Origin of the sequence: Rhodovulum viride (assembly GCF_003265965.1) — a bacterium.
GTDB classification, from domain to species: Bacteria; Pseudomonadota; Alphaproteobacteria; order Rhodobacterales; family Rhodobacteraceae; genus Rhodovulum; species Rhodovulum kholense.
This window is the reverse complement of the sequence record NZ_MUAV01000005.1, coordinates 140,602-166,561: the sequence shown is the minus strand read 5'-3', so window position 1 is coordinate 166,561 and position 25,960 is coordinate 140,602. Positions and strand designations below refer to the sequence as shown.

Sequence of the window (25,960 nt, the reverse complement as noted above, 5' to 3'; positions counted from 1 at the left end):
AGGCAGCCTATCCGATGGCATCGGCCGGGACACGGTCGGTGCCTTTCGGTTTTCGGGCATCCCCGTCCAATGTGTGGCTATCTTTTCCGTGGCTTGCGCCTATTCGGCCGCAGCATGGACCGGGCGATCCGCAACGACTGACCCTACGTTACGACCGCGTCCCGGCACCGGGCTTTCCGTTTCAAATCGGGACCATGACCGGCCCGCCTGGGGTCGGCGCTTGAGTGCTGCAAATTTCCGCAGCCGAAACCGGTTGATCAACTGCAAGTCGTATGCGAGAACCCTCGCGAGGATGAAGTTAACACTTCATTTAAATGCGCAACCGCAAGCGCAGAAATGAAAAAACGGGGCACACATTCCTGATGGGCACCGAAGCCGACCCCCGGTCACTTCCCGACGAGACAGATCCCCAGGCCGCTCCTCCGATCGTCGGCATCGGTGCCTCGGCCGGTGGCCTGTCCGCCCTCGAGACCTTCTTCGAAAACTGTCCCTCGGACTCCGGCGCCGCCTTTGTCGTGATTCAGCACCTGTCACCCAAGCACAAAAGCCTGATGGCAGGGCTTCTGGCGCGGCGCACGGCGATGCCGGTCAGCATGATCGAGACCGACACGCGGGTCGCGGCGAACCATGTCTACCTGATCCCGCCGGGTGCGGTGATGCGCATCGATCGCGGTGTGCTGCGGCTGGCCCCCCGCAATGAGGGACTGTCGCTTCCCATCGACATCTTCTTTTCGTCCCTCGCGGAAGATTGCGGCGACCGGGCCAGCGGCATCGTGCTGTCGGGCACCGGCTCGGACGGCACGCGCGGCGCCATCGCGATCAATGCCGCAGGCGGTCTGGTCCTGATCCAGGACACCAAGGAGGCCAATTTCGACGGCATGCCGATGAGCGTGCGCCGCGCCGGGGTGGTCGATGCCGAACTGCCGGTCAGCGACCTGGCGCGGCGGGTTCTGGAACACCGCAGCCGCCCGCCGAAGATCCCGTTCGGCCCGGAACAGGATTCCGAGACCGGCCAGAGCGCCGCCGGATCTGACGGATCTTCGGGCGAGACCGACACGCTGGAGGTGATCTTCCAGGCGCTCGAGGACGCGACCGGCACCAATTACCGGCTCTACAAGGGCTCGACCATCCTGCGGCGGATCGGCCGCCGCATGCAGGTTCTGGGCCAGCCCGACCTGCAAAGCTATGTCGACCTGATGCTGTCCTCGCCGGGCGAGGTCACGGCGCTGAACCGTGAGCTGCTGATTTCGGTCACCCGCTTCTTCCGCGATGAAGACGCGTTCCGGGTGCTCGAGGAAACCGTCGTCCCGCGGATCGTCGAGTCTCTGGGGCCCGACCAGACCGCGCGCGCCTGGGTCGCGGGCTGCTCGACCGGCGAAGAGGCCTATTCGATCGCGATCCTGCTGCACGAGGCGTTTCAGCGGGCCGGGCGTGCGCCGATGGTCAAGGTGTTCGCCACCGATGTCAGCCAGGACAGCCTGCAATTCGCCTCGGCGGGCATCTATCCGGCCTCGGTCGGGGCCGAGATCAGCCCCGGGCGGATGGAACGGTATTTCATCGCCAATGGCGACACGGTGCAGGTGTCGAACGAGTTGCGGCAATCGCTGGTCTTTGCCCGGCACGACCTGCTGTCGAACCCGCCCTTCACCCGGATGGACCTGGTCAGCTGCCGCAACACGCTGATCTATTTCCGCCAGGACGCCCAGAAGGACGCGCTGTTGCGGCTGCAATACGCGATCCGCAAGGCCGGGTTCCTGTTCCTCGGCAGCAGCGAGACGCTGTCCAGCCTGCAGAACGGGTTCCAGCCGATCGATTCCAAGCACAAGGTCTTCGTCCGGGTCTCGGCGCGGCCCTCGGGACAGTTCGACCTGTCGGCGCTGAAATCCTCGACCCCGTTCGATCACGGCCTGAAGTCCCGTCAGTTCGCCGCTGACAGGGACAGCCGCCCGGTGATGAGCGCGCGTGCCTTCGGGACCCGCGGTCCGGTGCGCGAAAGCCTGACCGACATGGCAATCAACGCCCTGCTCGACGCCTGGGCGCCGCCGTCGATCCTGGTCAACGACAAGCTTGAGGCGATCCATTTCTTCGGCGACCTGCGTCCCTTCCTGCTGACCCGGTCGGGCGCGGCCAGTCTGGAACTGGTGCGGCTGCTGCCCAAGACCCTTGTGGCGATGGCCAGCGTCCTGATCCATCAGGCGATCGAGACCGCCCAGGCCCATGCCTCTGAACAGATCGAGGTGCGGCTGGAGGACACTGCCAGCGTGCTGCGGCTGCATGCCATTCCATTCGCAAGCTCCGAGCTTGGCGCCTGCGTTCTGCTCAGCTTCGAGAAGATCGAGCGCGAGCCCCGGACAACGCCCGAGGGCGAGAAGCAGATCGACCTGACCGCGGTGGCGCAGGCCCGGATCGACATCCTCGAACGTCAGCTCGACTCGACCCGGGCCGATCTGCAAACGACGATCCAGGAACTCGAAACCTCGAACGAAGAACTGCAATCGACCAACGAAGAGCTGATGGCCTCGAACGAAGAGCTGCAAAGCTCGAACGAGGAATTGCAGTCGGTCAACGAAGAGATCAACACGGTCAACGCCGAATACCAGGAAAAGATGGCCATGCTGAACCGGCTGAACGCCGATCTGACCAGCATGATCCGCGCCGTCGGGGTGGCGACCGTGTTCCTCGACGAGGCGCTGCTGATCACCCGGTTCTCGCCCGATGCCTGTTCGGTCTTCAAGCTGCGCGAAAGCGATGTCGGGCGGCCGTTGGGCGACATCGCCCACAGGCTGAAATACCCCGCCCTGCTGGACGACATCCGCGACACCATCCGCACCGAGGTCAGCTTCGAGCGCGAGGCCGTGGCCGAGGACGGGGCGCTTTACCGGGTGCGGATCATGCCCTATGCGGTGCAGTCCTCCGGCCATCGCGGGGCGGTCGTCACCCTGACCAACGTGACCGTCTATCGCGACCTCGCGCGCTTGCAGGGGGTCATCGACGCCCTGCCCGAACATATCGCGGTGCTGGATTTCGACGGCACCATCGTCCTGACCAACAAGGCCTGGACCCGCTTTGCCCGCGCCAATGGCGATTCCGGGCTGGAACGCTGCGGCCCGGGCGCGAACTATCTCGATGTCTGCCGGTCTCCCATGCCGGGCCAGCCGGTGCCGTGGGACCCCGAAGACCAGCGAATCGCCCTGCGCGCGCTTGAGGGGCTGAAGTCGATTCTCGAGGGCAGCCAGACTTATTTCGCGCTTGAATACCCCTGCCATTCGCCGAGCGAACAGCGCTGGTTCTACATGACCGCCGCGACCGTGGCCGGAAGCGAGTTCGGCGCCGTGGTCAGCCACATCGAAATCACCTCCTGGTTCCGGAATATGAAACAGGGTTGACGTTGCGTCCCCCAAACGACGCAACGTCACGACCGCTAACCCTCAAAAAACACTGCCGGATTTCCCTGTCGCGCTAAGGTTGTTTAATGGTTCGTTAGCATTGTCGAACGACAGTCCGGACCGTTGGCGTGACTGCACCGAGGACTGTGCCAGAAATGGGACGACACGATGCGCCGGTTCCCCTGCCGGCTGCGGAAAGCGGTGGGACGAGTGACTTCGAGAGGGCTTCCCCCCAGCCCTCCGAGCCGCCGTCCCGCGTTCGGCGCCGGGCGGCGGCCGAAGACTGGAGCATTCTGGCACCGGGCAGCGTGCAGACCAGCGCTGACCATCTGGAACTGGTGCAGGCCGAACTTGAACTTCAGAACCAGGAGTTGCTCGAGGCGCATGCCGCCTCGGAGAGGGAGCGTCAGAAATACCTCGCCCTTTTCGAACACCTGCCGCTGCCCGCGGTCGTGCTGGACCGGGCCGGGGTGGTCCGCGAGGCCAACGACTCGGCCGCTGCGGTCTTCGGCTTTCCCTCCGTCGATCACCTCCACAACCGCTCGATCTACCGGATGCTGGACCAGGATTCCCGCAGCCGCGTGCATGCCTACCTCTCCGGGAGCCAGTCCCGGACCGAAGCCTTCCCCCAGCCCACGGCGATCGTGCCCGTCCATGTCGGACGCCCCGGCGACGGGGTGCATCTGTCCTATCACGCCCACCTGGCGCGGCTGCCGTCCTGCGCCCATGACGGCGACCGGGTTCAAATGCTGCTGGTCGACCGCCATGCCGACGACCGCCAGGAACGCGATCTGCGCTGTCGGCAGATGCTGAGCGACGCGACCTCGACGCTCTTCCACGCCTTCGACCTGACCGGGAACCTGATCTTCAGCAACCAGGCGACCAGTGCCCTGATTGGCAACCGCAAGGGCCTGTCGGTCGACCAGCGGCGCGATTTCGACGGGCTTCTGGGCTCGCGTGCGCTCGATATCGAGGTGCTGATCTCGGGCAAACCGGCCAGCAACCATGGCAGTTTCGCCCCGACCCCGGACAACCGGCGCAGCTTCCTGATCCAGAAATTCCCGCTGCGCGACGAAAGCGGCAAGGTCTTTGCCGTCGGCGGCACCTCGACCGATGTCAGCGCGCTGATGGCCGGCCATAACGAACTGTTCGCCGCGTTCAGTATCGCCAACGATCTGGCCAATCGCGACCCGCTGACCGGGCTCAACAATCGCCAGTGCTTCCTCGAGCATCTGCGCTCGGCCATGGCGCAGCTCGACCCGACGAGCAAGGGGCTGGTGCTGGGCTTTCTCGATATCGACGCCTTCAAGGACATCAATGACGGCATGGGCCACGAGGTGGGCGATGCCATCCTGTCGGCCTTTGCCGGGCGCCTCGAAGAGGCGATGGGCGACCGGGCCTGCGTCGGCCGGTTCGGCGGCGACGAATTCCTGCTGTTCATGTCCGACGCCGCGCCGGAAGAGGCCGAACAGATCCTGCACCGGACGCTGGGCGAAATCCGCTCGCCCTATGAAATCGGGGGCACCCGCGTGCTGCTGACCTGCAGCATCGGGCTCAGCCATTATCCGCGCGACGCGGGCACTGCCGAGGATCTTCTGCGGGCCGCCGACATGGCGCTGTATTCCGCGAAATCGAATGGCCGCGACCGGGTCTTCCATTTCAAGGAAAGCCTCCGCTTTACCAGCGAGCGTCGCCTTCAGGTGTTCAGCGCGCTGCGCAAGGCCCTGTGCGAGGACAGCTTCCGTCTGGTGTTCCAGCCCAAGTTCGACATTGCCGACCGCGGCCGGATCGTCGGTGCCGAGGCGCTCTTGCGCTGGCGCGATCCGCAGCTTGGCGACATCTCTCCGGCCGAATTCGTGCCGCTGGCCGAGGCCAACGGGCTTTACAATGCGCTCGACCTGCGGGTGCTCAAGCTGTTCGCCCGGCAACAGGGCGAGTGGATCAGGCGGGGCCTGCGGGTTCCGATTTCGGTCAACATCTCGGCACGGTCGCTGCAGACCACCGAACTGGTGCCGACGGTTCTGGCGCTGCTCGACTATCACGACATCCCGCCCGAGCTTCTGCTGCTGGAAATCACCGAAACCGGGCTGATGAACTGCACCACCGAGGCCACCCGGAACCTCGCTAATCTGGCCGATGCGGGCGTGCGGATCTCGATCGACGATTTCGGCACCGGCTATTCGTCGCTGGCCTATCTTCAGAAGCTGCGCCCGAGCGAACTGAAGATCGACCGCAGCTTCATCGCCCAGCTGAACGCCCGCGACGGGGCCTCGGACAGCATCGTGCGCGCCATGCTGGCACTGGCCGAAAGCCTGCAGCTGACGACCGTGGCCGAGGGCATCGAGAACGAAGAACAACTGGCCTGGCTGGCCCAGAACGGCTGCGGTTTCGGCCAGGGCTTCCTGGTCAGCCCGGGGCTCGAGATCCCGGCCTTCGAATCCCTCGTCGCCGCGTAAGACGGCGCGAGGCGGGGAAGACCGCCCGCCCGGACCCTGTGTCCGGGCCGAGACGGAAAAGCCCACGGGGCGGTGCAAAGCGCCGCCCCGTTTCGCGTCTGCGGGGCCGGTCCGTTGCGCCTCAGGCGCCGAGTTCGCGCACCGTGATGGTATAGGCAAAGCCCGACGGCTCCAGCTCGTCGCGCCGCCGCCCGGCGGATTCGGCCTGCGGATACATCAGGAACGGCAGCGGCCCGTTCGCCGATCCGGGCAGCGTCACGTCATGGGCGGCGTTGAGGGCGATCCAGTTGCCCTCCCAGGCACCGAACAGACCGGCACGCACCGCCTGCACTTCCGGATCGGCCAGCGTCAGGGTCTTCGGCGGCTCCTCAAGCACGACCTTGCGCACATCGGCAGGATCGGCGGGCACCCAGCCGAAGCCGTCCAGATAGACATCCGCCCGGCAATGCTGGGCCTTGGTCACATCGGACGACCCCGCGCCGAGGCTCTTGTAGCCAAAGGCCGAGGGCGCCACGCGAAGGCCGTAAAGATCGCGCGCGGGCAACCCGGCGGCCCGGGCGAGCCCCACGAAAAGCGCGTTGAGATCGGCGCATTTCCCGGTCAGGTCGCCGCTTTTCAGCATCGAGGCCACGTCGCCCAGCCCGCAGCCCCGGGTCTTGGGATTGCGTTCGGTGCTGTCGACCACCCAGTCGTAGATCCGCCCCGCCTTTTCCAGATCGCTGTCCGCATCACCGACGATGTCCATCGCCGTCTCGTGGACGATGCCGTCGGTCGGGATCAGCGCGGTCGGGGCGGTGTGGCGGGCGCGTTCGGCCTCGGACAGGGGCGGAAGATCCCGCGGGCGCGACAGATCGACGGCCCGGTCCTGCGCCGAGGCAACGGCCGTGACCACCAGGTCGGCAGGCGCGTCGGCGGCGGGCCACACCGCCTCGACAAACCGTGCGCCGGTGGCGCCGTCGGTCTTGAGGCCCGCGCGCTGGGCATTGGTGGTCCATCGCGCGGCGCCCGCCTGCATCCAGTCGCCCTCGGTCATCGCGGGCACCGGCACCCAGGCGCGGACCGGTTTTCCCACCCGCGGGATCGCCAGCCGGGTCGTGATTTCGAACCGGCGCCAGCCCGAGGGCTCGGGGGCGAACCGGGCCGCAGCCGGGCGCGGCAGCGTCATCCCAAGCGCCATCGCAGCCCCTGCGGTCAACACCGCCCGTCTCTTCATCGTCATGGCAAAGCTCCCTCCCTGCCGATCCGGGGCCCCGGCTCGGCCAAAGCGGGGGCCTATGCGGCGGGATCTAGCCCGGACAGAGGGATTGCCCAGACGCCCGTTCGCCGAAGGGAGATCAGCCCGCGACCGGCAGGCGCTGGCGGACCAGCGTGGTCCAGTAGGAACAGCCCCAGCCGATGGCCTCGTCGTTGAAATCGTAGCGCGGGTGGTGCAGGCCCTCGCTCGGCCCGTTGCCGATATTGATCAGCGCGCCCGGCACCTCGTTCAGCATGAACGAGAAATCCTCGCCCCCGAGGGTCGGCGGCATGTCGGTCGTGACCGCGCCCTCGCCCGCGACCGCACGCGCGGCGGTGGCGGCCAGATCGGTCTGGGCCGCGTGGTTCACCGTCACCGGATAGTGGCGGATATACTCGACCCGGCCGGTCGCATCGCAGGCCGCGGCGATGCCCTCGACCATCTGCTTGAGCCGCGCCTCGATATGGTTGCGCACCTCCTCGCGCAGGGTGCGCACGGTGCCGGTGATCGAGATGTCCTGCGGGATCACGTTGAACGCATCGCCCCCGTGGATCGAACACAGCGACACCGCCGCGCTGTCGATCGGGTCGATGGTGCGCGAAGTCAGGGTCTGCACCGCTTGGATCACCGCCGCCGCGACCGGCATCGGGTCGATGGTGGTGTTCGGCCGCCCGGCATGGCCGCCCCGGCCCGAAACGGTGATCCTGACCTCGTCGACCGAGGCCATGATCGGCCCCGGCGCGATGGTGAACTGCCCGACCGGCAGGCCGGGGCGGTTGTGCATCCCGTAGACCTCGTCGCAGGGCCAGCGGGCGAAAAGCCCGTCCTCGATCATCGCCTTCGCGCCCGCGCCCCCCTCTTCGGCGGGCTGGAAGATCACGATCACGGTGCCGTCGAAGGCCCGGCTGTCGGCCAGATGCCGAGCGGCGCCCAGCAGCATGGTGGTGTGCCCGTCATGGCCGCAGGCATGCATCTTGCCCGGCACGGTCGAGGCCCAGTCGGCGCCGGTTTCCTCGCGGATCGGCAGCGCGTCCATGTCCGAGCGCAGCCCGATCATCCGCCCCGAGGCATTGCTCTGGCCCCGGATCACGCCGACGACGCCGGTCCGGCCGATGCCCTCATGCACCTCGTCCACCCCCGCCGCGCGCAACGCCTCGGCCACCTTCGCCGAGGTCCGGGGCAGATCGTACAGAAGCTCGGGATGGCGGTGCAGGTCGTGGCGGAACTCGACCAGTTCAGAGATGTGTTTGGCGACCCAGTTCTCGACGGCCATCCTTCAGTCCTTCTTCTTCATGCGATACCGGAAATCGCAGTGGGTCGCGCCCTTCATGATCGTCTGGGTGCGGGTCATCTCGATCTCGGGATTGTAGCCGATGCAAAAATCGCCATCGCGGTTGCAGGACAAGAGATGGCCGATATCGCCGATCCCCATCTCGCGATACATCTCGGCATAGCGGCAGCGGGTGACGTTGAAATCCATCTTTTCGGACGACATCTCCAGCGGCTCGATTTCCAGCGCGTCTTCCTTCGTCCAGTTCGGCAGGATCGCGGCGTAGTCCACCAGATCCGGGGCGTGGTCGAGACCGGCGGCCAGTGCCCGGCCCTGCTCGATCGCCGAGCGCGAGCAGGTCTCGCCGATCACCGCCTCGGCCTCGGCCCGGCCCGAACGTTCCGAGATGACGTCGAAGACATGTTTCAGGATCATTGCCTCGATGCGGCGGCGTTCGAGGATCGGCAGGTCGTTCATTCTCTTGGCTCCTCGCTCAGAGATCGGGTTCGGTCAGGTCCTTGCGGCGCAGCCAGGCCAGATAGGCCGGGGCGAGCCGGGTCAGCAGCGCGTGATAGGGGAAGGCCTGCGGTGCGGTCACCGGCAGCGCCAGCCCGCGCGGGTCCTCGCCCGCGACGGCGCGCGCCATCTCGCGGCCAAGCGCGGTGCCCAGCGCGACGCCGCGCCCGTTGCACCCGGCCCAGGCCCAGCCGTCGGGGCCAAGCCGGTGAACGCGCGGGAAGCGGTCCCAGTTCATCGACAGATAGCCCGACCAGACATGGGTCATCTTCGGCACGCCAAGCTCGGAGAAGGCCTCGGCCAGGTTCCGCGCGGCCTTGGCCTCGGCCCGCCCGGCATCGTTCCAGCCCGGAATGATCGCGGCACCGGTGATCAGCCGGTTGCGGGCGTCGTAGCGGAAGAAGCGCAGATCGCCCCGCGTGTCCGACACCGCCTGCCGCCCGGGCAGGATCCTTGCACGCAGGTTCTCGCCCAGCGGTTCGGTCGCCATCTGCCAGGAATGGACGGGAATGAAGCTGCGCGCGATCTTCGGCGCCAGCCCGCCCGCCAGCTTGCCAGTATAGGCGTTGCTGGCCAGGATCAGCGCGCGCGCCCGGACCTTGCCGGTCGCGGTCGCAGCGACCCATTCGGCGCCCTGCCGCTCGAACCATTTCACCGGGCTCCGTTCGTGGATCCGGCCGCCATGGGCCTCGACCGCGCGGGCCAGTTCGCGGGCCAGCGCCAGCGGGTTGATATGCCCGCCCGAGGGCGCATACATCCCGCCATGCCAGAAGTCGGTGCCCAGGATCTCGGCGGTTTCCCTGGCATCCTTCAGCGAGACGTCGAAGCCGAACCTTTGCCAGGCCTCGACCCGCTTTTCGCTCAGCTTGACGCGGCCCGGCGAATGGGCGGGCTGGAACCAGCCGGTCTGTTCGGCCTCGGCCTTCAGACCTTCGCGGCGGACGATGTCGAAGAGCAGCCCGGCCGAGCCGCCGATCAGCTCGGCAAAGCGCCGCCCGGTCTCGCCGAACCGCGCGACCCAGGCATCGGGCTCGGCCGCGGTCAGGGTCGGGATCACCTGGCCATTGTTGCGCCCCGAGGCGCCCCAGCCCACGGCCTGACCTTCCAGCAGCACGACCCGCTTGCCCTCGCGCGCCAGATGGAGCGCCGCCGACAGCCCGGTGAAACCGCCGCCGATGATGACGGTATCGGCCTCGACACTGCCCGAGAGCGGGGGCGCCGGGGTCCGGGCGGGCGCGGTATCGGCCCAGAGCGAGGGCGGGAAGGTCACGGGATCGGTCATGCAGGGGTCTCCTCGTCGGTCAGCGCGGCATGGGCCTCGTCGGGCAGCCAGAACCAGCGCAAGGCCTCGTCATCGGCATCAAGAGCGGTGCCGGCGGCGGTGGGGGCCGCGGCCCGGCCGTTTTCGGCCAGACGGGCCGCCTCGGCAAGGCAGGTCTCGAAATCGGGGGCGGCCGCGTCGTCCTCGGGCAGCGCCCAGAGGTCCGAAAGGTTGCCGGGCGGCGGCGCGGGCTCGGCGCCCAGCGCGCGCCAGACCCCATGCGCAACGTCCAGCCGGTACAGCGGCAAGAGCGCCAGCCCGTTTTGCGCAATGAAGACCAGCGCCCGGGCCAAACGGTCGATATCCTCGTCCGAGAAGAAATAGTTCACCCCAAGCCGCACCCAGCCCGGCCGGAAGGCGGTATGGCCGCGCGCGACGGCCTCGGAAAAGCGGTGGCTGCGGGCGTCGTCGATCTCCAGCAGATGGTGGCCGTAGGGCCCGGCGCAGGAACAGCCGCCGCGCGCCTGGATGCCGAAAAGATCGTTCAGCAGCGCCACGACGAACCCGTGATGCAGATGCCGTGCGCCGATCCGGATGTTGAACGAGAAGATCCCCAGCCGGGGCGCGTTCCGCGGCCCCAGAAGCTCGATCCCCGGCTCGGTGGCCAGCGCGGCCTCGAGGCGCGCGCGCAGTTCGCCTTCGCGGGCCTCGATGGCCTCGGCGCCCAGCTCGGTCTTCAGCGCCAGCACCATGCCCGCCCGGATATTGCCGACAATCGACGGTGTGCCCGCCTCTTCGCGCGCCTCGACCGCCTCGACATAGCATTGCTCGGCCGCGCTGACGAAGCTGACCGTGCCGCCGCCGACCACCGTGGGCCGGGGCGTGCTCAGCAGCGCCCGGTCGGCGATCAGCAGGCCCGAGGCCCCCGGTCCGCCCGGAAACTTGTGCGGCGAGACCAGCGCCGCGTCGATCCGGTCGCCCGCGCCGGGTGCGCTTTCGGCCATCCGGATCGCGACATAGGGGGCGGCGGCGGCAAAGTCGATCACGCACCAGCCGCCCGCCGCGTGCAAGAGCCGTGCGACCGCGCGGATATCGGTGCGGATGCCGGTCACGTTCGAGGCAGCCGAGAAGGCCCCCACCATCAGGGCCGCATCAGCATGGGCCGCGATTTCGCGTTCCAGCGTCCCGAGGCAGAGCGCCCCCGCCGCATCCAGCGGAATACGGACCAGCTTCGCCCCGCTTTCGCGCCAGGGCAGGTCGTTCGAGTGATGCTCATAGGGACCGACGAAGACCACCGCCTCGGGGCCGAGCTGCCCGGCGCGCCCGCCCATCTGCAGCGCCCGGACCAGCTTGTCGGCGGCGCCGGTACTGCCCGCACCGCAGAAGATAACGGCATGGGCGTCGTCCGCGCCCATGCCCTCGCGCACCGCCGCGCGCGCCAGTTCGCGCAGCTCGGTGGTCCGGCGGCCGGTATAGGAGGTTTCGGTGTGGGTGTTGCCGTAGGCCGGCAGCACATGGCGCCGGATCGCGTCCTCGACAAAGCCCAGCGCCCGGCCCGAGGCGACATAATCGGCATAGATCAGGGCGCGCGGGCCGAACGGGCCGGGAATGGCGGCGCCCTCCCCGATCAGGGCGCGGCGGATGTCTTCGAAATGCAGTGACATGGGAAGGTCCTTCAGGCGGCGTCCGTTGCCAGGTCGGGCGGCGTCCAGCCGCGACCCGGTATCGAGGCCAGAAGCTGTTGCGTATAGGGATGGCTCGGCGCGGCAAAAAGCTCGGCAGTGACGCCGGTCTCGACGATCCGGCCCTTCTGCATCACGATCACCCGATCGCACAGCTGGGCCGCGACCCTCAGGTCGTGGGTCACGAAAAGAACCGACAGGTCGAGCCGGTCGCGCAGGTCGGCCAGAAGCTTCAGCACCTGCGCCTGCACCGAGACGTCAAGCGCCGAGACGGGTTCGTCGGCAACGATCACCTTGGGCTCCATCGCCAGCGCCCTTGCGATGCCGATCCGCTGGCGCTGCCCGCCCGAGAATTCATGCGGATAGCGCGTGGCGGCGGCGGGCGAGAGTTCCACGAGTTCCAGCAATTCGCGCGCGCGGGCGCGGGCGGCCTTCGGGTCGGCGCCATGGACGATGGGCCCCTGGGCGATCAGATCCTCGACCCGCTTGCGCGGGTTCAGCGAGGCCATAGGGTCCTGGAACACCATCTGGATATGGCGCCGCATCTCGCGCAGCTCGCGGGGCGAGCAGGCCAGCAGGTCGGTGCCGGCGACCTCGACCGCGCCGCAATCGGATTCCAGCAGCCGGGTCACGATCCGCGACACGGTGGTCTTGCCCGATCCGCTTTCGCCGACGACGCCCAGCGTCTCGCCCCGGCGCAAGGTGAAGGACAGGTTGTCGACCGCCGTCACCGGCGCGCGCTTGCCCGAAATCAGGCTGCCGCGCGCGGCGAAGGTCTTGACCAGTCCCTCGGCCCTCAGGACCACCGGCGCATCCCGGAAATCGCGCGGGCGCGGCGGCACCAGTGCCGGGATCGCGCCGATCAGCGCGCGGGTATAGTGATGTTTCGGCCGGTTCAGCACCTCGGCCGCGGTGCCCTGTTCGACCATCTCGCCCTTGCTCAGCACCACCACCCGGTCGGCAATCTCGGCCACCACGCCGAAATCGTGGGTGATGAACAGAATGCCCGCGCCTTCCTTTTCCTGCAGCTCGCGGATCAGCTTGAGGATCTGCAGCTGCGTGGTGACATCGAGCGCCGTGGTCGGCTCGTCGGCGATGATCAGTTTCGGCTCGCAGGCCAGCGCCATGGCGATCATCACCCGCTGCCGCTGCCCGCCCGAAACCTGATGCGGATAGGCATGATAGACCGACCGGGGGTCCGGGATATGCACCAGATCGAGCAGTTCCAGCACGCGGGCGCGCCGCGCCTTGCGGCCCAGCCCGGTGTGCAGCCGCAGCACCTCGTCGATCTGCCAGCCCACGGTCTTCTGCGGGTTCAGCGCGGTCATCGGCTCCTGGAAGATCTGGGCGATGCGGTCGCCGCGGATCTGTTTCATCTCGCGCTCGGACAGGGCCAGCAGGTCCTGCCCCTCGAAACGGATCGAACCGTCGGCGACGCGGACATGGGGTTCGGGCAGAAGCCGCATGATCGCGCCCGCGGTCAGCGACTTGCCGGACCCGCTTTCGCCGACCAGGCAGACGATCTCGCCGGGGTTCACGCTCAGGTCCAGGCCCGACAGCGCAAAGGGCCGGTCTGCCCCCTTGGGCAGGGCGATCCTGAGGCCACGGATGTCGAGAACGGGATCGGTCATTGTTTCTTCTGCCTCGGATTGAGCGCGTCGTTCAGCCCCTCGCCCAGAAGCGAGAAGGACAGCACCGTCAGCACGATGGCGATGCCGGGAATGACGGCGCAGTACCAGTCGGTGCGCAACACCGCGCGGCCCTGCCCGATCATGTTGCCCCAGCTGGCATGGTTGGGATCGCCGAGCCCCAGAAAGGCCAGCGCGCTTTCCAGAAGGATCGACAGCGCCATGATGACCGAGGCGTAGACGATCACCGGCGGCAGCGCGTTGGGCAGGATCTCGCGAAAGATCAGCGCCCCGTTCGAGACGCCCAGATTGCGCGCCGCATCGACGAATTCGCGGCTGCGCAGCGACAGGAACTCGGCCCGCACCATCCGCGCGGGCGCGGTCCAGGACACGATGGCGATGGCCAGCGTGATATATTCGATGGATGACCCCAGGATCGCCACCAGCGCCAGCAAAAGCACGAAGTTGGGGATGGTCTGGAAGGCCTCGGTCACGCGCATCAGCACGTCGTCGACCCAGCCGCCGAAGAAGCCCGCCAGCGCGCCCACGACAACCCCGATGGCAATCGACAGCAGTGTCGCCAGAACGCCGACCAGCAGCGAGATCCGCGCCCCGTGGAACAGCTGGGCCAGGATATCGCGGCCGAGCTGATCGGTGCCAAGCGGCACGGCCCAGTCGGTGAAGGGCTTCGTCAGCGGGTCTCCCGCGCGGCGGAGCGGGTCGGTGGGCTCGATCAGCCCGGCCGTCGCGGCCATCACGAGCACGGCCCCGAACAGCACCAGCCCCAGCAGGGCGGCGCGGTTGCGGGCGAAACGGCGCCAGAGCGCGACGGCGGGGGCGGGTTCGGCGCGCGGCAGGTCGGTGGTCGCGGCGGTCATTTCAGGGCGATCCTTGAATCGAGGCGGGCGTACAGCAGGTCGGTGAGGAAGTTCACGATGACGACGATGATCGCGCAGAGGAAGATGATGCCCATCAGCATGTTCATGTCGCGCTGGATCACCGACTGATAGGCCAGCTGGCCGAGGCCCGGCAGCGCGAAGATGGTCTCGACCACCACCGAGCCGCCCAGCACGGTCGAGAATTGCAGCCCCAGCAGCGTGACCACCGGCAGAAGCGCGTTGCGCATGATGTGATGGATCATCAGCCGGGTCTCGCCCGCGCCCTTGGCCCGCGCGGTCCGCACGAAGTCCAGATCGGCAACCTCAAGCACGCTGGCCCGCATCAGCCGCAGATAGAAGGACAGGTAGATCAGCGACAGCGCCGCAGTCGGCATGATCAGGTGCAGCGCGACGTCAAGCACATGGTCCCAGCCGGTATAGAAGGCCGCGACATCGCTCAGCCCGCTGACCGGCAGCCAGCCCAGCTTGACCGAGAACAAGAGGATCATCATCAGCGACAGAAAGAAGCTGGGCGTCGCGTAGAAGATCAGCCCCAGCGTCGAGATCGCGTTGTCGGTCAGCGAATAGGCGCGCCGGGCGGCGATGGCGCCGAGGCCCACGCCGATCGAGAACGCCAGCGAAAGGGAGGTGCCCATCAGCATCAGCGTGGTGCCCAGCCGTTCCCACAGGATCGCCGCTACCGGCTGTTCGTAGACGAAGGACCAGCCGAAATCGAACTGGATCAGCTTGGCCATGTAGCGTCCGAGCTGGACCCAGACCGGCTGGTCCAGCCCGTATTCGGCGCGCAGCCGCGCGATATAGGCGGCATCGGCGCCACCCATGTCGCCGACCAGCGCATCGACGGTATCGCCGGGCGCCAGCTTCAGCAGCAGGAAGGTGCCCACCATGATCAGGATCACCACCGGCACGGCCTGCAAAAGCCGCCGCAGCGCATAGGAAAGGACTTGGGTCAGTTGCATGTCGGGGGTTCCGGAAGGGGGGCCAGGCCCGGACGGTCGCGCCGCCCGGACCCGGGGTCATCGGATCACTTCTCGAGCCAGAGATCGTACCAGCTCGACGAGTTCCAGCGCGGGGTGTTGTGGTGGTTGTGCAGCTTCTGCGAGGTGACCGAGATGAAGGGATGCTCGATCGCGAAGATCACCGGGATCTCTTCCATCGCGAGCTTCTGGATCGCGTGATAGTCCGCGGCCCGCTGGTCGGGATCGAGCTCCGCCTGGGCCTCGTCGATCATCCGGTCCATCTCGTCGGACTGCCAGCCGAACTGGTTCGACCAGGGCGTTCCCGCCGGCGAGCCCGAGCGCAGCCAGACCATGGTCGACACGGCCGGGTCCGACCGGAACTGGTGCCAGCCGTTCGCGGTGTCGAAATCGTGGTCGCGATAGACCCCGTTCAGGAAGCCCGGCGCGTCATTGGTCAGGATCTCGACCTCGATGCCGATCTCCTTCATCGCCTGGGCGAAATACTCGGCCCAGAGCTGGGTATATTCGCCCCAGGGCGCAGGCCGGTGGCGCAGCTTGAACCGGATGCCGTCGGGACCTTCGGGATAGCCGGCCTCGTCCAGCATCTTCTTGGCCAGCTCGGGATCGTAGGCATAGGTGGTCACGTCATCGGTGTAGTTCGCGCCGCCGGCGGACGGGATCGGACCCCGGCCCGGCTTGGCATAGCCGCGCATGATGGTCTTGATCGCATAGTCGATGTCGAGCCCGTGATAGATCGCCTGCCGCACCTTAAGATCGGCGAGGATCGGGTTGCGGTGATTGAACTCGACGGTCGAGTGGGCGACGTTGTTCTCGTAGCCTTGGGTCCCGACATCGAAGCCGTCCATCTTCGAGAACCGCTCGATATCGGCCATCGAGACGCCGTTGAAGCCCGACTCGTGGATCTCGCCCGCCTCGATGGCCGCCGCCGCCGCCGACTTGTCGGGGATGAAGCGCCAGACGATGCGGTCGAGATAGGGATATTCCTTGCCGCGCCAGTAATCGTCGTTGCGCTCGGCGATCACGTATTGCCCGCGCTTGTACTCGACGAACTTGAACGGCCCGGTACCGACCGGCGCGGTATTGTGCTCGTTCCGCATGATGTCGGTGCCCTCGTAAAGATGCTTGGGCACCGGATGGCCAAGATCGGGCATCGCCGCGACGAACAGGTCCAGCGGCATCGGCTGGGAATAGTTGAACACGGCCGTATGGGGATCGGTGCAGTCGACCGACTCGAGGTACTGCTGCAGCGTCGAGGAATAGTTGAGCAGCGGCTTCCACAGCTCCATCGCCGAGAAGGCGACGTCGTCGCAGGTGAAGGGCTCGCCGTCGTGCCAGTTGACGCCCTCGCGCAGCTTGACGGTGATGTGCAGCCCGTCCTCGGTCGAGGACCAGTCCGTCGCCAGCACCCCCACGGGGCCGTCATAGGACTTGTCGATCAGCGGCTCCATGATCTTGCCGGTGATGTTGTAGACCCCGGTCGAGGCCCGTAGCGCGGGGTTCAGGATGCGCTGTTCCGAGGGCATGTGGATGATGGCGGTGCCGCCGTGCCGCGGCTCCTGTGCCGCGGCGGGTCCCGCCAGGGCCGAGACGGCAGCCCCGGCCAGAAGCCAGCCCCATGCCGATCCGCAGGCCGATCTGCTGGTCGTGATCATGTCGAAATCCCTGTTGTTATGGTCTTGCCATCCGGGCATGCGCCCCGGAAGCGTCCGCCCGACCAAAAAGCGGCAACCCGACAGCAACGTCAATGCAAATTTTGCGCCCCAACGATGATTTTCGGAAGGACATCCTACCTTTTTGGCTATACTGCGCGAAAACATTCCCCCATATTCGCAGAGAGGGTGAACAAATATGCAGAACTGTGTCTGGATCACGGGCGCCGGTTCCGGAATTGGCGCGGCCATGGCGCGGGCCTTCGCCGGGGCGGGCTACCGCATCGCGCTGACCGCGCGTTCGGAGGACCGCCTGACCGCGCTGGCCGAGGAACTTGGCGGCTCCGGCGACCGGCTGCGGGTCCTTGCCGGCGATGTCACCGACCGGGCGCGCATTCTGTCAATTGCCGAAGAGATCGTCCAGTGGGCGGGGCGGATCGACGTGCTGTGCAACAATGCAGGGCTGAACGTGCCGCTCCGGCGCTGGGACGAGCTTGACTGGGACAGCTGGGACCGGGTGATCGCCACCAACCTGACCGGCGCGCTGAATGTCATCGCCGCGGCGCTGGGGCCGATGCGGCGGCAGAAATCCGGCGTGATGATCCATACCTCGTCCTGGGCCGGGCGGTTCCATGCGCCGGTCGCGGGCGTGCCCTATGGCGCCTCGAAACACGCGCTGACCGATCTCAGCGCCAGCCTCAACGCGCAGGAGGGCGAAAACGGCATCCGCTCGACCGCGCTTTGCCCGGGCGAGGTGGCGACGCCGCTGCTGAACGGACGGCCCGGCTTCGACCCGGCCCGCGCGGCCGAGGTGATCCAGCCCGAGGATGTTGCGGCACTGGCGCTGCAGGTCGCGGGCATGAACCCCAATGTCGCGATCCATGAAATCACCTTTGCGCCGGTGCTGCGCGCGCCCCGCTGACCCGCCCGTTGAACTGAAGGAGCTTCCGATGAGCCATCCCGTAAAAGGCGTCGATCACGTCTTTCTGCTGGTCGAGGATCTCGACCGGTCGGCCGAGGCCTACCGCCGCCTGGGCTTCACGCTGTCGCCCAAGGGCCTGCACAGCGCGGCCAAGGGCACGGCGAACTACACCCTCATGTTCCCCGCCGATTACATGGAGCTGCTGGGCATCGTGACGCCCACCGAGGGCAACGCGCCCCGGCGCGAGGCTCTGGCGCGCGAGGGCGAGGGGCTGCGCGCGGTCGCCTGCCGGATCGACGATGCCGACGCCGCCAAGACCGCGCTCGACGCGCTGGGGATCGCCACCGGCGAGGTCGGGCATTTCGAGCGCCCGGTGCCGCTGCCGGGCGGCGGCACCGCGTCCGCGGCCTTCGCCACCCTTCCCTACGCCGAGGCCGAACTGCCCTTCGGTCTGGTCTTCATGTGCCAGCACAAGACCCGCGAAACCGTCTGGCTGCGCGAGCTTCTGACCCATCCGAACCGCGCCTGCGGTCTGGCCGCGATATTCGCCCAAAGCGCCGATCCCGAGGCCGCCGCCGCCCGGCTGGCCCGGCTGTTCGCCGCCGGAGCGGTTCTGCCCATCGACGGCGGGGCCAGGGTCGAGACCGGCCCGAATTCGGCGCCGATCCTCTGCCTGACCGGGGCCGCTCTGGCCGCGCGCTTCCCCGGGCTCGACCTGTCTGCGGCGCCCACCGAGGGATTTGCCGGGCTTGCGCTCAAGTCCGACGACATGGCGGCGACGGCAGCCTGCCTGGCCGGGGCCGGACTCGCGCCGGTCGAAACCGCCGACGGTCTGGCTTTGGCGCCCGCCGATTGCGCCGGGGCAGTGCTGGAGTTCCGTCCCGCATGAGCACCAGCCGCAAGACCCGCGGGGCGGACCGGAAATCGGCAGAGATGCCCGATTTCGACGAGATCGACCGCAAGATCCTCGAGATCCTGCAGCGCGACGCCGATCTGGCGGTGAACGCGCTGGCCGATATCGTGGGACTCAGCCCCACCCCCTGCTGGCGGCGGATCAAGCGGCTGGAAGAGGCGGGCGTGATCAAGGGCCGGGTCGCGGTCGTCGATCATGCCCGCGCCAATGTGGGCATGACGGTCTTCATCGGCATCACCGCGCCCCGCCACGAGGCGTCCTGGCTGAACAGCTTCCGCGCGCTGATCGACGACATCCCCGAGATCGTCGAGGCCTACCGGCTGACCGGGGCGACGGACTACATCCTCAAGGTCGTGGTGCCCGATATCTCGACCTATGACCGGGTCTACAAGACGATGATCGAGCGGCTCGACTTTTCGCAGATCAATTCCTCGATCTCGATGGAAGAGCTGAAATTCACCACCGCCGTGCCGACCAGCTATCTGTGACGCTCAGGTCAGCGCGACCCCCGGGGCTGCGCCATCCGCGGCCTCGATCCGCCCGATCCGCCTGGCCGCCTCGAAGCCGTGCCGGGCGAAGATCTCCAGCACCGCCTCTGCCGTATCGGGGGCCGTGCTGACCAGAAGCCCGCCGCTGGTCTGCGGGTCGGTCAGAAGCGCGCGGTCGTCCTCGGCGAACCCGTCGGGCAACAGGACGCTTGTGCCATAGCTCTGCCAGTTCCGGCCCGAGGCACCGGTCGCGCAACCCGCCGCCAGCAGCGCGCGCACGCCGTCCATCACCGGCACCGCGCCCCAGTCCAGCACCGCCCGGCAACCCGCGCCACGTGCCAGTTCCAGCGCATGGCCCGCCAGCCCGAACCCGGTCACGTCGGTCAGCGCATGCACGCCGTCAAGCACGGCCAGATCGGGGCCGGGCGTGTTCAGCCGCGTCGTCGTGTCGATCATCCGGGCATAGCCGCCCGCATCAAGCAGCCCCTTCTTCAGCGCGGCCGACATGACCCCGGTGCCAAGCGGCTTGCCGAGGATCAGCAGATCGCCCGGCCGTGCGCCGGTATTGGCCCGGACCCGGTCGGGATGGACGAGGCCCAGCGCCACCAGCCCGTAGATCGGCTCGACCGAATCGATGCTGTGCCCGCCCGCAACCGGAATGCCCGCCGCCGCACAGGCCGCGGCGCCGCCTTCGAGGATACGGCCGATGGTATTGGTGGAAAGCTTGGCGATGGGCATGCCGAGAAGCGCCAGCGCCAGTATCGGCCGCCCGCCCATGGCATAGACGTCGCTTAACGCGTTGGTCGCGGCGATGCGGCCGAAATCATAGGGGTCGTTCACCACCGGCATGAAGAAATCCGTGGTCGCGACCAGCGCCTGGCTGTCGTTCAGCCGGTAGACTGCGGCATCGTCGGAACTGGCGGTACCGATCAGCAGATCGGGCGGCACCGGCAGGCCGGGCATTTTCGCCAGCAACTCGCTCAGCACCCCGGGCGCGATCTTGCAGCCGCAGCCGCCGCCATGGGCCAAGGACATCAACGCGGGCTCGTCGGTCATGCTGGGTCTCCCTGCGGGCAGTTCCTGCGATTGGACCGCCCGCCGGGTCCCGCTGTCAACGGAAAGCGGGACCGGCGCCTGTCGGCCCCGATGGCCGAGGGCCGCCTTTGGCGCATCCGGCACTGGCAACGCGCGCGCGGCTGGGGCATGTCGGAGGGAACGAGGTTGCCCGCCGCGCCGTTCGACCGGAGCCCGAGATGCTGAACCACCCCCGTTCCCATGGCCTTTGGCAAGAGACCGCACCCGCGCTGGCCTTGGCGGACACGCCCCCGCTGACAGGGCCCGCCGAGGCCGATGTCGTGATCGTCGGCGCGGGCTATACCGGGCTGTCGGCCGCGCTGCATCTGGCCGAGGCGGGCCTGCGGGCCGTGGTGCTTGAGGCGGCAGAGGTCGGCTTTGGCGCCTCGGGCCGGAATGTCGGGCTGGTCAATGCCGGGATGTGGACCCTGCCCGACCAGATGCCGAAGGCGCTGGGTCCGCTCTACGGCCCCCGGCTGCTGGAGCTTCTGGGGTCCGCCCCGGCCGAGGTCTTTGCCCTGATCGCGCGGCACGGGATCGCCTGCGAGGCGGTGCGGAACGGCACGCTGCATTGCGGGGTCGGCGCGGCCGGGCTGGCCGAGCTGACCGAGCGCGCCCGGCAATGGCGCGCACGCGGCGCCCCCGTCGAGCTGCTGGATGCCGCCGAGGCGTACCACCGGATCGGCGGCGGGTCCTATGCCGGGGCGCTTTGGGACCGGCGCGCGGGCACGGTGCAGCCGCTGGCCTATGGCCGCGGGCTCGCCCGGGCCGCAATGGCCGCAGGCGCGGTGATCCACGCCCGAAGCCCGGCCACCGGAATTGTCCGCGAGGGGGGCGACTGGGTGGCCCGAAGCCCGGCCGGTCAGGTTCGCGCGAAATGGCTGGTGCTGGCGACCGACGTCTATACCCGGCAGGTCGCGGCCGGGCTGCGCCGCGAACAGGTCCGCCTGCCCTATTTCAACATGGCGACGCCGCCCCTGCCGCCCGAGATCCGCGCGACGATCCTGCCGGGGGGCGAGGGCTGCTGGGATACGCGGCAGGTGCTGTCCTCGTTCCGGCTCGATGCCGACGGACGGCTGGTCTTCGGGTCGGTCGGGCAGCTTGCCACGCCCGATTTCGCGGTCCATCGCGCCTGGGCGCTGCGCGCCATGCACCGGATCTTTCCGCAGCTGAGGGGCATCGGCTTTGCAACGCACTGGTTCGGCTGGATCGGCATGACCGGCGATCACCTGCCACGCCTGCACCTGCCGGGCGAGAATGCAATCGCCATGGCTGGCTATAACGGCCGGGGCATCGCACCCGGCACCGTCTTCGGCAAGGCCATCGCCGCCCATGTCGCGGGCGACCTGCCGCTCGAGGCGATGCCGCTACCCGTCTCGAGGCTCGCGCCCGCGCCGCTTCGCCGGGGGCGCGAGCTGGTCTTCCGCGCCGGTGCGGTGGCCCTGCACCTTCTATCCGACCACTGACGAGACCCAGACATGCCAAGCCTGCACCTGACCCATCAGGTCCCGCCCCAACTTCTGTCCCGCGCCGCGGGGAGCCTCTCGATCCTGCTGCTGTCGGCGCTGATCGCGGGGACGCTTGCCAGGGGACGGCTGGCGGGCGCGGGCGCGCTTCTGGACATCGCGGCCATCGCGGCGGTGGCGCTGGCGCTGTTGCGGCTGGGCCGGGTGTCGCGGATCGCGCGGATCTTTCTTGCCGCCGCCGCACTGTCGGTCGCGCTGGTGGCGATGGCGCTGCCCGAGGCGATGCCCGCAATGCGGCACGCGCTGATGCAGGGCACGGCCTTTTCGGCTTTCCTGACGGCGCTGGCGCTGATCCGGGCGCCGGTGCGCGGCTCGAAGGCCATCGGACGGGCGGCCGAGGCGCTGTTTGCCCATACCGCGCGGGTGCGGATCCTCGCGGTCAGTCTGGGCGCGCAAGCCATTTCGGTGCTGTTCAATATCGGCACCATCGGCATGATCTCGGATATCGCAGCCGATCACGATGCCCGCCGCGCGGCCGAGGGGCGGCGGCGGATCGACACCGGGGCGATGACGCTGGCCGCGCTGCGCGGCACGCTCATGATGACGGTCTGGTCGCCCATCGGGCTGGGCTTTGCCATCGTCACCAGTTCGATCCCCACGCTCGACCCGGTGCTGTTCCTGGCGCTGGCCCTGGCCGCGGCCCTGACCATCGCGGTCAGCACCGCGCTTCTCGACGCGCGAAAGGCGCACGCGCCGTCGGGTCAGGCGGCCGAGGCCCCTCCGCCCGGATCGGCCGCCGCGCTGGTCGCGGTGCTGGCGGCCGTGGCGGGGCTTGTCGCCGTAACGATCCTCCTGCACCGCCTGCTGGACATCAGTTTCCTCGTTGCCGCCTGCATCGTGCTGCCGCTTCTGGCCGTGATCTGGCCCCGGATCGAGCGCGGCCTGCCCCGATCCGGCGGCGGCACGCTGGCCCGGGTCTCGGCCGCCTCCGAGGGCATGGCGACCGAAAGCACCATCTTCCTGGCCGCCGCCGTGATCGGCGCGGCGGTCGCCCAGGGGGCGCAGGCGATGGGCATCGACGCACTGATCGAGCGCGGGTCCCTGCCGCCGCTTGCGGTGATCCTCGCCTGTCTGCTGGCGATCCCGGGCGCGGGCGCGCTGATGATCCCGCATTCCATCGTCATGGTGATGGCCGCGCAACTGTTCGGCGCCAGCCCGGTCGGCGCCCAGCACCCCTATGCGCTGGGGCTTGCGCTGTGCCTGGCCTGGGCGCTGGCGATCTCGGCCTCGCCGATCTCGGCCATGTCGATCATCACCGGTCGGCAATTGAACCGCCCGCCCCATCATGTGACGTTCAGGGTCAACCGGGGCTTCACGCTGGTCGCCATGTCGCTCGCCCTGGCGATGACCGCCCTTGTCTATGTCGTCGAATAGGCCCGGCCCGGTGCCCCGGTCCGGGGCCTTGGCCCAAGCCCAGCAGGAAGGATCGCAAATGACCCTGAAAACCGAAACCGACGCGCTTCTGGCACATCTTGGCATCGCGCGCGGCGCCTTTACCGGCGGCGGCATGACCAGCTTTTCGCCCATCACCGGCGAAGCGATTGCCGATCCCGCACCCGCGACCGCCGACGAGACCGCCGCCGCCATCGCCCGCGCCAAGGCGGCCTTCCGGGTCTGGCGCATGGTGCCCGCGCCCAGGCGGGGCGAACTGATCCGGCTTTTCGGCGAGGAATTGCGCGCGGCCAAGGCCGAGCTTGGCCGTCTGGTGTCGATCGAGGCGGGCAAGAGCCCCTCGGAAGGCGCGGGCGAGGTGCAGGAGATGATCGACATCTGCGATTTCGCGGTGGGCCTCTCGCGCCAGCTTTACGGGCTGACCATCGCGACCGAGCGCCCCGGCCACCGGATGATGGAAACCTGGCACCCGCTGGGGGTGGTCGGCGTGATCTCGGCCTTCAACTTTCCGGTCGCGGTCTGGTCCTGGAACACGGCGCTGGCGCTGGTCTGCGGCGATCCGGTGATCTGGAAACCCTCGGAAAAGACCCCACTGACCGCGCTTGCGTCGATGGCGATCCTCGACCGCGCGCTTGCACGGTTCGGCGAGGCGCCCGAGGGGCTGGCGCAGGTGCTGATCGGCGGCGCCGAGGTCGGCGCGGCGCTGGTCGACAGCCCCGATGTTGCACTGGTCTCGGCAACCGGCTCGACCCGGATGGGGCGGATCGTCGGGCCGAAGGTGGCGGCCCGCTTCGGCCGCGCGATCCTGGAACTGGGGGGCAACAATGCGGGCATCGTCTGCCGCTCGGCCGATCTCGACATGGCGCTGAGGGCGGTGGCCTTTGGGGCGATGGGCACGGCCGGACAGCGCTGTACCACGATGCGGCGGCTTTTCGTGCACGAGGATGTCTATGACGCGCTCGTGCCCGGCCTGATCCGGGCCTATGGCTCGGTCACCGTCGGCAACCCGCTGGAGACCGCGGCGCTGGTCGGGCCCCTGATCGACGGCGCCGCCTATCGGGCGATGCAGTCCGCGCTGGAAGCCGCGCGCGCGGCGGGCGGAACCGTTCATGGCGGCGAGCGCGTGGCCATCGGCCCCGACACCGCCTTCTACGCCCGCCCCGCGCTGGTCGAGATGCCCGACCAGACCGGCCCGGTTCTGGAAGAAACCTTCGCGCCCATCCTCTACGTGATGAAATACAGCGACCTCGACGCGGCGATCGAGGCGCATAACGCGGTGGGCGCCGGGCTGTCGTCCTCGATCTTCACCACCGATCTGCGCGAGATGGAGCTGTTCCTGTCGGCCCGCGGGTCCGATTGCGGCATCGCCAACGTCAATATCGGCACGTCGGGCGCCGAGATCGGCGGGGCCTTCGGTGGCGAGAAGGAAACCGGCGGCGGGCGCGAAAGCGGGTCGGACGCCTGGAAGGGCTACATGCGCCGCGCCACCAACACCATCAACTATTCGCGCGAGCTGCCGCTGGCCCAGGGCGTCGTCTTCGACATCTGAGGCGGCTCAGGTGCCCGGGTCGGACAGTTCCAGTTCGTCGAGATCCTCGCGCAGGGTCTCGACCTCGTTCAGGTACGAAAGGCCCGCCTCGCCCAGCGCAGCAGCGCAGTCCGTCGCCAGAAGCCGCATCAGCGCCAGCGCGCCCGCATAGGAATCGCGCGGCGTGCGGGTTTCCACCGCGCAGGTGAAGGTCCAGACGGCATGGGCCGGGGCGCCGCGCAGGCTGGCATCGCAGACCAGCAGCACCCGCGTGCCGCGCGCGGCCACCGCCTGCACCAGCCGCGAGAACCGCGCCGGGCGCCGCCGGAGCCCGACGATGACTGCCACATCCTCGGGGCCGAGCCCGGCAATGCCCTCGGCCGCGGTCTGTCCATCAAGAAGCAGCGGCGCGACATCGGGCCGGATCTGGGCCAGCTGGGCGGTCAGGTAATCGGCCAGGAACCGGCTGTTGCGAAAGCCCATGACCCGCACCCGCCGCGCCTGCCCCAAGGCCCCGGCCGCCTCGCGCAGCAGCGCCGGATCGACCCGTGTCAGCGTCGCCTCGATCAGGTCGGCCTCGGCCCGGATCAGCCGGGCGAAGGGTCGCCCCTCCTGCCCCGGCTCGGTCTCTTCGGTCATGAACAGGGGCGAGCCGGTCTCGCGCAGCTTGCGCGCATCAAGCCGGGCGCTTTCGAAATTGCGATAGCCAAGCCGCTGCACGATCCGGCTGACCGTGGCGTTCGACACGCCCGCCTGCGCCGCCAGCTCCGAGGCGGTCCAGACCGCCATTTCGTGCGGCGCCGACAGGATCGCGTCGGCCACCTTGCGTTCGCCCCCCGGCAGGCCGTCATAGGCCCGGTGGATCCGCTTGAGCAGCGATCCGGCCGGTTCGGCCCCGTCTTCCATTTGCGCGCCGGGCATGGTCATGGCGCGACGTTTTCACAGAACCGACTCAGGCGCAAATCTGTTTTCACTCCGCCTCTGGCGCTCCTGTCCGGACGGCCCGGCAAACATCTTGCGCTTGATTTCGAGGCGCATCCCGATGCGAGACGCCCATTCGTGCGGCAGATGAGGGATGAAATCATAGTTTCGCTATTTTATATTTTGCGAAAATTCATTTTCATTTCCAGTCTGACGCCAGGACGGCCTGCCCCTT

19 protein-coding genes are annotated in these 25,960 nt (G+C 68.3%); 8 read left to right on the top strand and 11 right to left on the bottom strand.

Features of this window, described 5'->3' with window-relative positions:
* Positions 1-362 precede the first annotated feature (362 nt).
* The gene (locus BYZ73_RS06005; RefSeq protein ID WP_181497973.1) at positions 363-3,386 is read left to right on the top strand and encodes a chemotaxis protein CheB; all 3,024 of its coding nucleotides are present in this window, start codon (positions 363-365) and stop codon (positions 3,384-3,386) included.
* Between the two features lie 308 nt (positions 3,387-3,694).
* The gene (locus BYZ73_RS06000) at positions 3,695-5,842 is read left to right on the top strand and encodes a putative bifunctional diguanylate cyclase/phosphodiesterase (protein ID WP_181497972.1); all 2,148 of its coding nucleotides are present in this window, start codon (positions 3,695-3,697) and stop codon (positions 5,840-5,842) included.
* A 121-nt stretch (positions 5,843-5,963) separates the two neighbouring features.
* Here BYZ73_RS06000 and BYZ73_RS05995 read toward each other — a convergent pair whose 3' ends face one another.
* From BYZ73_RS05995 to BYZ73_RS05955, 9 genes are all read right to left on the bottom strand, one after another.
* On the bottom strand, positions 5,964-7,061 hold the full coding sequence (locus tag BYZ73_RS05995; RefSeq protein WP_112315269.1) for a transglutaminase-like domain-containing protein: 1,098 nt from the start codon (positions 7,059-7,061) through the stop codon (positions 5,964-5,966).
* Between the two features lie 115 nt (positions 7,062-7,176).
* Positions 7,177-8,349 (bottom strand): M20 aminoacylase family protein, encoded by a 1,173-nt coding sequence (locus BYZ73_RS05990; protein ID WP_112315268.1) that lies wholly within the window; start codon positions 8,347-8,349, stop codon positions 7,177-7,179.
* A 3-nt stretch (positions 8,350-8,352) separates the two neighbouring features.
* Positions 8,353-8,823 carry an L-2-amino-thiazoline-4-carboxylic acid hydrolase gene (locus BYZ73_RS05985; protein ID WP_112315267.1) on the bottom strand — a complete coding sequence of 157 codons (471 nt, stop codon included), beginning with the start codon at positions 8,821-8,823 and terminating at the stop codon, positions 8,353-8,355.
* Positions 8,824-8,839: 16 nt separating this feature from the next.
* The gene (locus BYZ73_RS05980; protein WP_112315266.1) at positions 8,840-10,144 is read right to left on the bottom strand and encodes an NAD(P)/FAD-dependent oxidoreductase; all 1,305 of its coding nucleotides are present in this window, start codon (positions 10,142-10,144) and stop codon (positions 8,840-8,842) included.
* Positions 10,141-11,787, bottom strand: a complete 1,647-nt coding sequence (locus BYZ73_RS05975) for an aminotransferase class V-fold PLP-dependent enzyme (protein WP_112315265.1) — start codon at positions 11,785-11,787, stop codon at positions 10,141-10,143. Before BYZ73_RS05975 ends, BYZ73_RS05980 begins: the two co-directional genes overlap by 4 nt.
* 11 nt (positions 11,788-11,798) lie before the next feature.
* Complete coding sequence (locus BYZ73_RS05970) at positions 11,799-13,436, bottom strand: ABC transporter ATP-binding protein (RefSeq protein WP_112315264.1); 1,638 nt, start codon at positions 13,434-13,436, stop codon at positions 11,799-11,801.
* Positions 13,433-14,311 (bottom strand): ABC transporter permease, encoded by an 879-nt coding sequence (locus BYZ73_RS05965; protein WP_108025829.1) that lies wholly within the window; start codon positions 14,309-14,311, stop codon positions 13,433-13,435. The genes BYZ73_RS05970 and BYZ73_RS05965 overlap by 4 nt, the downstream gene beginning before the upstream one ends.
* Positions 14,308-15,291 carry an ABC transporter permease gene (locus tag BYZ73_RS05960; RefSeq protein WP_108025827.1) on the bottom strand — a complete coding sequence of 328 codons (984 nt, stop codon included), beginning with the start codon at positions 15,289-15,291 and terminating at the stop codon, positions 14,308-14,310. Before BYZ73_RS05960 ends, BYZ73_RS05965 begins: the two co-directional genes overlap by 4 nt.
* 65 nt (positions 15,292-15,356) lie before the next feature.
* Positions 15,357-16,964 carry an ABC transporter substrate-binding protein gene (locus BYZ73_RS05955; RefSeq protein ID WP_108025955.1) on the bottom strand — a complete coding sequence of 536 codons (1,608 nt, stop codon included), beginning with the start codon at positions 16,962-16,964 and terminating at the stop codon, positions 15,357-15,359.
* A 196-nt stretch (positions 16,965-17,160) separates the two neighbouring features.
* On the opposite strand from BYZ73_RS05955, the gene BYZ73_RS05950 reads away from it, so the two are divergent.
* The 3 genes from BYZ73_RS05950 to BYZ73_RS05940 are packed head-to-tail and all read left to right on the top strand — an operon-like array spanning position 17,161 to position 19,284.
* Entirely contained in the window at positions 17,161-17,883 is a 723-nt protein-coding gene (locus tag BYZ73_RS05950) for an SDR family oxidoreductase (protein ID WP_108025825.1), read from the top strand.
* Between the two features lie 28 nt (positions 17,884-17,911).
* On the top strand, positions 17,912-18,772 hold the full coding sequence (locus BYZ73_RS05945; protein WP_112315263.1) for a VOC family protein: 861 nt from the start codon (positions 17,912-17,914) through the stop codon (positions 18,770-18,772).
* Positions 18,769-19,284, top strand: coding sequence for an Lrp/AsnC family transcriptional regulator (locus BYZ73_RS05940; RefSeq protein WP_245943063.1), 516 nt, complete (start codon positions 18,769-18,771; stop codon positions 19,282-19,284). The genes BYZ73_RS05945 and BYZ73_RS05940 overlap by 4 nt, the downstream gene beginning before the upstream one ends.
* A gap of 3 nt (positions 19,285-19,287) precedes the next feature.
* Here the strand turns inward: BYZ73_RS05940 and selD are convergent, their stop codons facing one another.
* On the bottom strand, positions 19,288-20,340 hold the full coding sequence (gene selD / locus BYZ73_RS05935) for a selenide, water dikinase SelD (protein ID WP_112315262.1): 1,053 nt from the start codon (positions 20,338-20,340) through the stop codon (positions 19,288-19,290).
* Positions 20,341-20,594: 254 nt separating this feature from the next.
* On the opposite strand from selD, the gene BYZ73_RS05930 reads away from it, so the two are divergent.
* The 3 genes from BYZ73_RS05930 to amaB are packed head-to-tail and all read left to right on the top strand — an operon-like array spanning position 20,595 to position 24,825.
* Positions 20,595-21,824 carry an NAD(P)/FAD-dependent oxidoreductase gene (locus tag BYZ73_RS05930; RefSeq protein WP_245943062.1) on the top strand — a complete coding sequence of 410 codons (1,230 nt, stop codon included), beginning with the start codon at positions 20,595-20,597 and terminating at the stop codon, positions 21,822-21,824.
* A 12-nt stretch (positions 21,825-21,836) separates the two neighbouring features.
* Positions 21,837-23,258 carry a hypothetical protein gene (locus BYZ73_RS05925; RefSeq protein WP_112315260.1) on the top strand — a complete coding sequence of 474 codons (1,422 nt, stop codon included), beginning with the start codon at positions 21,837-21,839 and terminating at the stop codon, positions 23,256-23,258.
* Positions 23,259-23,316: 58 nt separating this feature from the next.
* Entirely contained in the window at positions 23,317-24,825 is a 1,509-nt protein-coding gene (gene amaB / locus BYZ73_RS05920; protein WP_181497971.1) for an L-piperidine-6-carboxylate dehydrogenase, read from the top strand.
* A gap of 6 nt (positions 24,826-24,831) precedes the next feature.
* Here amaB and BYZ73_RS05915 read toward each other — a convergent pair whose 3' ends face one another.
* Positions 24,832-25,725 carry a MurR/RpiR family transcriptional regulator gene (locus BYZ73_RS05915; RefSeq protein WP_112315309.1) on the bottom strand — a complete coding sequence of 298 codons (894 nt, stop codon included), beginning with the start codon at positions 25,723-25,725 and terminating at the stop codon, positions 24,832-24,834.
* Between the last annotated feature and the right edge of the window lie 235 nt (positions 25,726-25,960).

What these genes read in the sequence shown, in the direction of transcription:
- BYZ73_RS06005 (WP_181497973.1), top strand. Translation starts at nt 363, where the DNA reads ATGGGCACCGAAGCCGACCCCCGGTCACTTCCCGACGAGACAGATCCC.
- BYZ73_RS05995 (WP_112315269.1), bottom strand. Translation starts at nt 7,061, where the DNA reads ATGACGATGAAGAGACGGGCGGTGTTGACCGCAGGGGCTGCGATGGCG.
- BYZ73_RS05990 (WP_112315268.1), bottom strand. Translation starts at nt 8,349, where the DNA reads ATGGCCGTCGAGAACTGGGTCGCCAAACACATCTCTGAACTGGTCGAG.
- BYZ73_RS05985 (WP_112315267.1), bottom strand. Translation starts at nt 8,823, where the DNA reads ATGAACGACCTGCCGATCCTCGAACGCCGCCGCATCGAGGCAATGATC.
- BYZ73_RS05980 (WP_112315266.1), bottom strand. Translation starts at nt 10,144, where the DNA reads ATGACCGATCCCGTGACCTTCCCGCCCTCGCTCTGGGCCGATACCGCG.
- BYZ73_RS05975 (WP_112315265.1), bottom strand. Translation starts at nt 11,787, where the DNA reads ATGTCACTGCATTTCGAAGACATCCGCCGCGCCCTGATCGGGGAGGGC.
- BYZ73_RS05970 (WP_112315264.1), bottom strand. Translation starts at nt 13,436, where the DNA reads ATGACCGATCCCGTTCTCGACATCCGTGGCCTCAGGATCGCCCTGCCC.
- BYZ73_RS05965 (WP_108025829.1), bottom strand. Translation starts at nt 14,311, where the DNA reads ATGACCGCCGCGACCACCGACCTGCCGCGCGCCGAACCCGCCCCCGCC.
- BYZ73_RS05960 (WP_108025827.1), bottom strand. Translation starts at nt 15,291, where the DNA reads ATGCAACTGACCCAAGTCCTTTCCTATGCGCTGCGGCGGCTTTTGCAG.
- BYZ73_RS05955 (WP_108025955.1), bottom strand. Translation starts at nt 16,964, where the DNA reads ATGATCACGACCAGCAGATCGGCCTGCGGATCGGCATGGGGCTGGCTT.
- BYZ73_RS05950 (WP_108025825.1), top strand. Translation starts at nt 17,161, where the DNA reads ATGCAGAACTGTGTCTGGATCACGGGCGCCGGTTCCGGAATTGGCGCG.
- BYZ73_RS05945 (WP_112315263.1), top strand. Translation starts at nt 17,912, where the DNA reads ATGAGCCATCCCGTAAAAGGCGTCGATCACGTCTTTCTGCTGGTCGAG.
- BYZ73_RS05940 (WP_245943063.1), top strand. Translation starts at nt 18,769, where the DNA reads ATGAGCACCAGCCGCAAGACCCGCGGGGCGGACCGGAAATCGGCAGAG.
- selD (WP_112315262.1), bottom strand. Translation starts at nt 20,340, where the DNA reads ATGACCGACGAGCCCGCGTTGATGTCCTTGGCCCATGGCGGCGGCTGC.
- BYZ73_RS05925 (WP_112315260.1), top strand. Translation starts at nt 21,837, where the DNA reads ATGCCAAGCCTGCACCTGACCCATCAGGTCCCGCCCCAACTTCTGTCC.
- amaB (WP_181497971.1), top strand. Translation starts at nt 23,317, where the DNA reads ATGACCCTGAAAACCGAAACCGACGCGCTTCTGGCACATCTTGGCATC.
- BYZ73_RS05915 (WP_112315309.1), bottom strand. Translation starts at nt 25,725, where the DNA reads ATGCCCGGCGCGCAAATGGAAGACGGGGCCGAACCGGCCGGATCGCTG.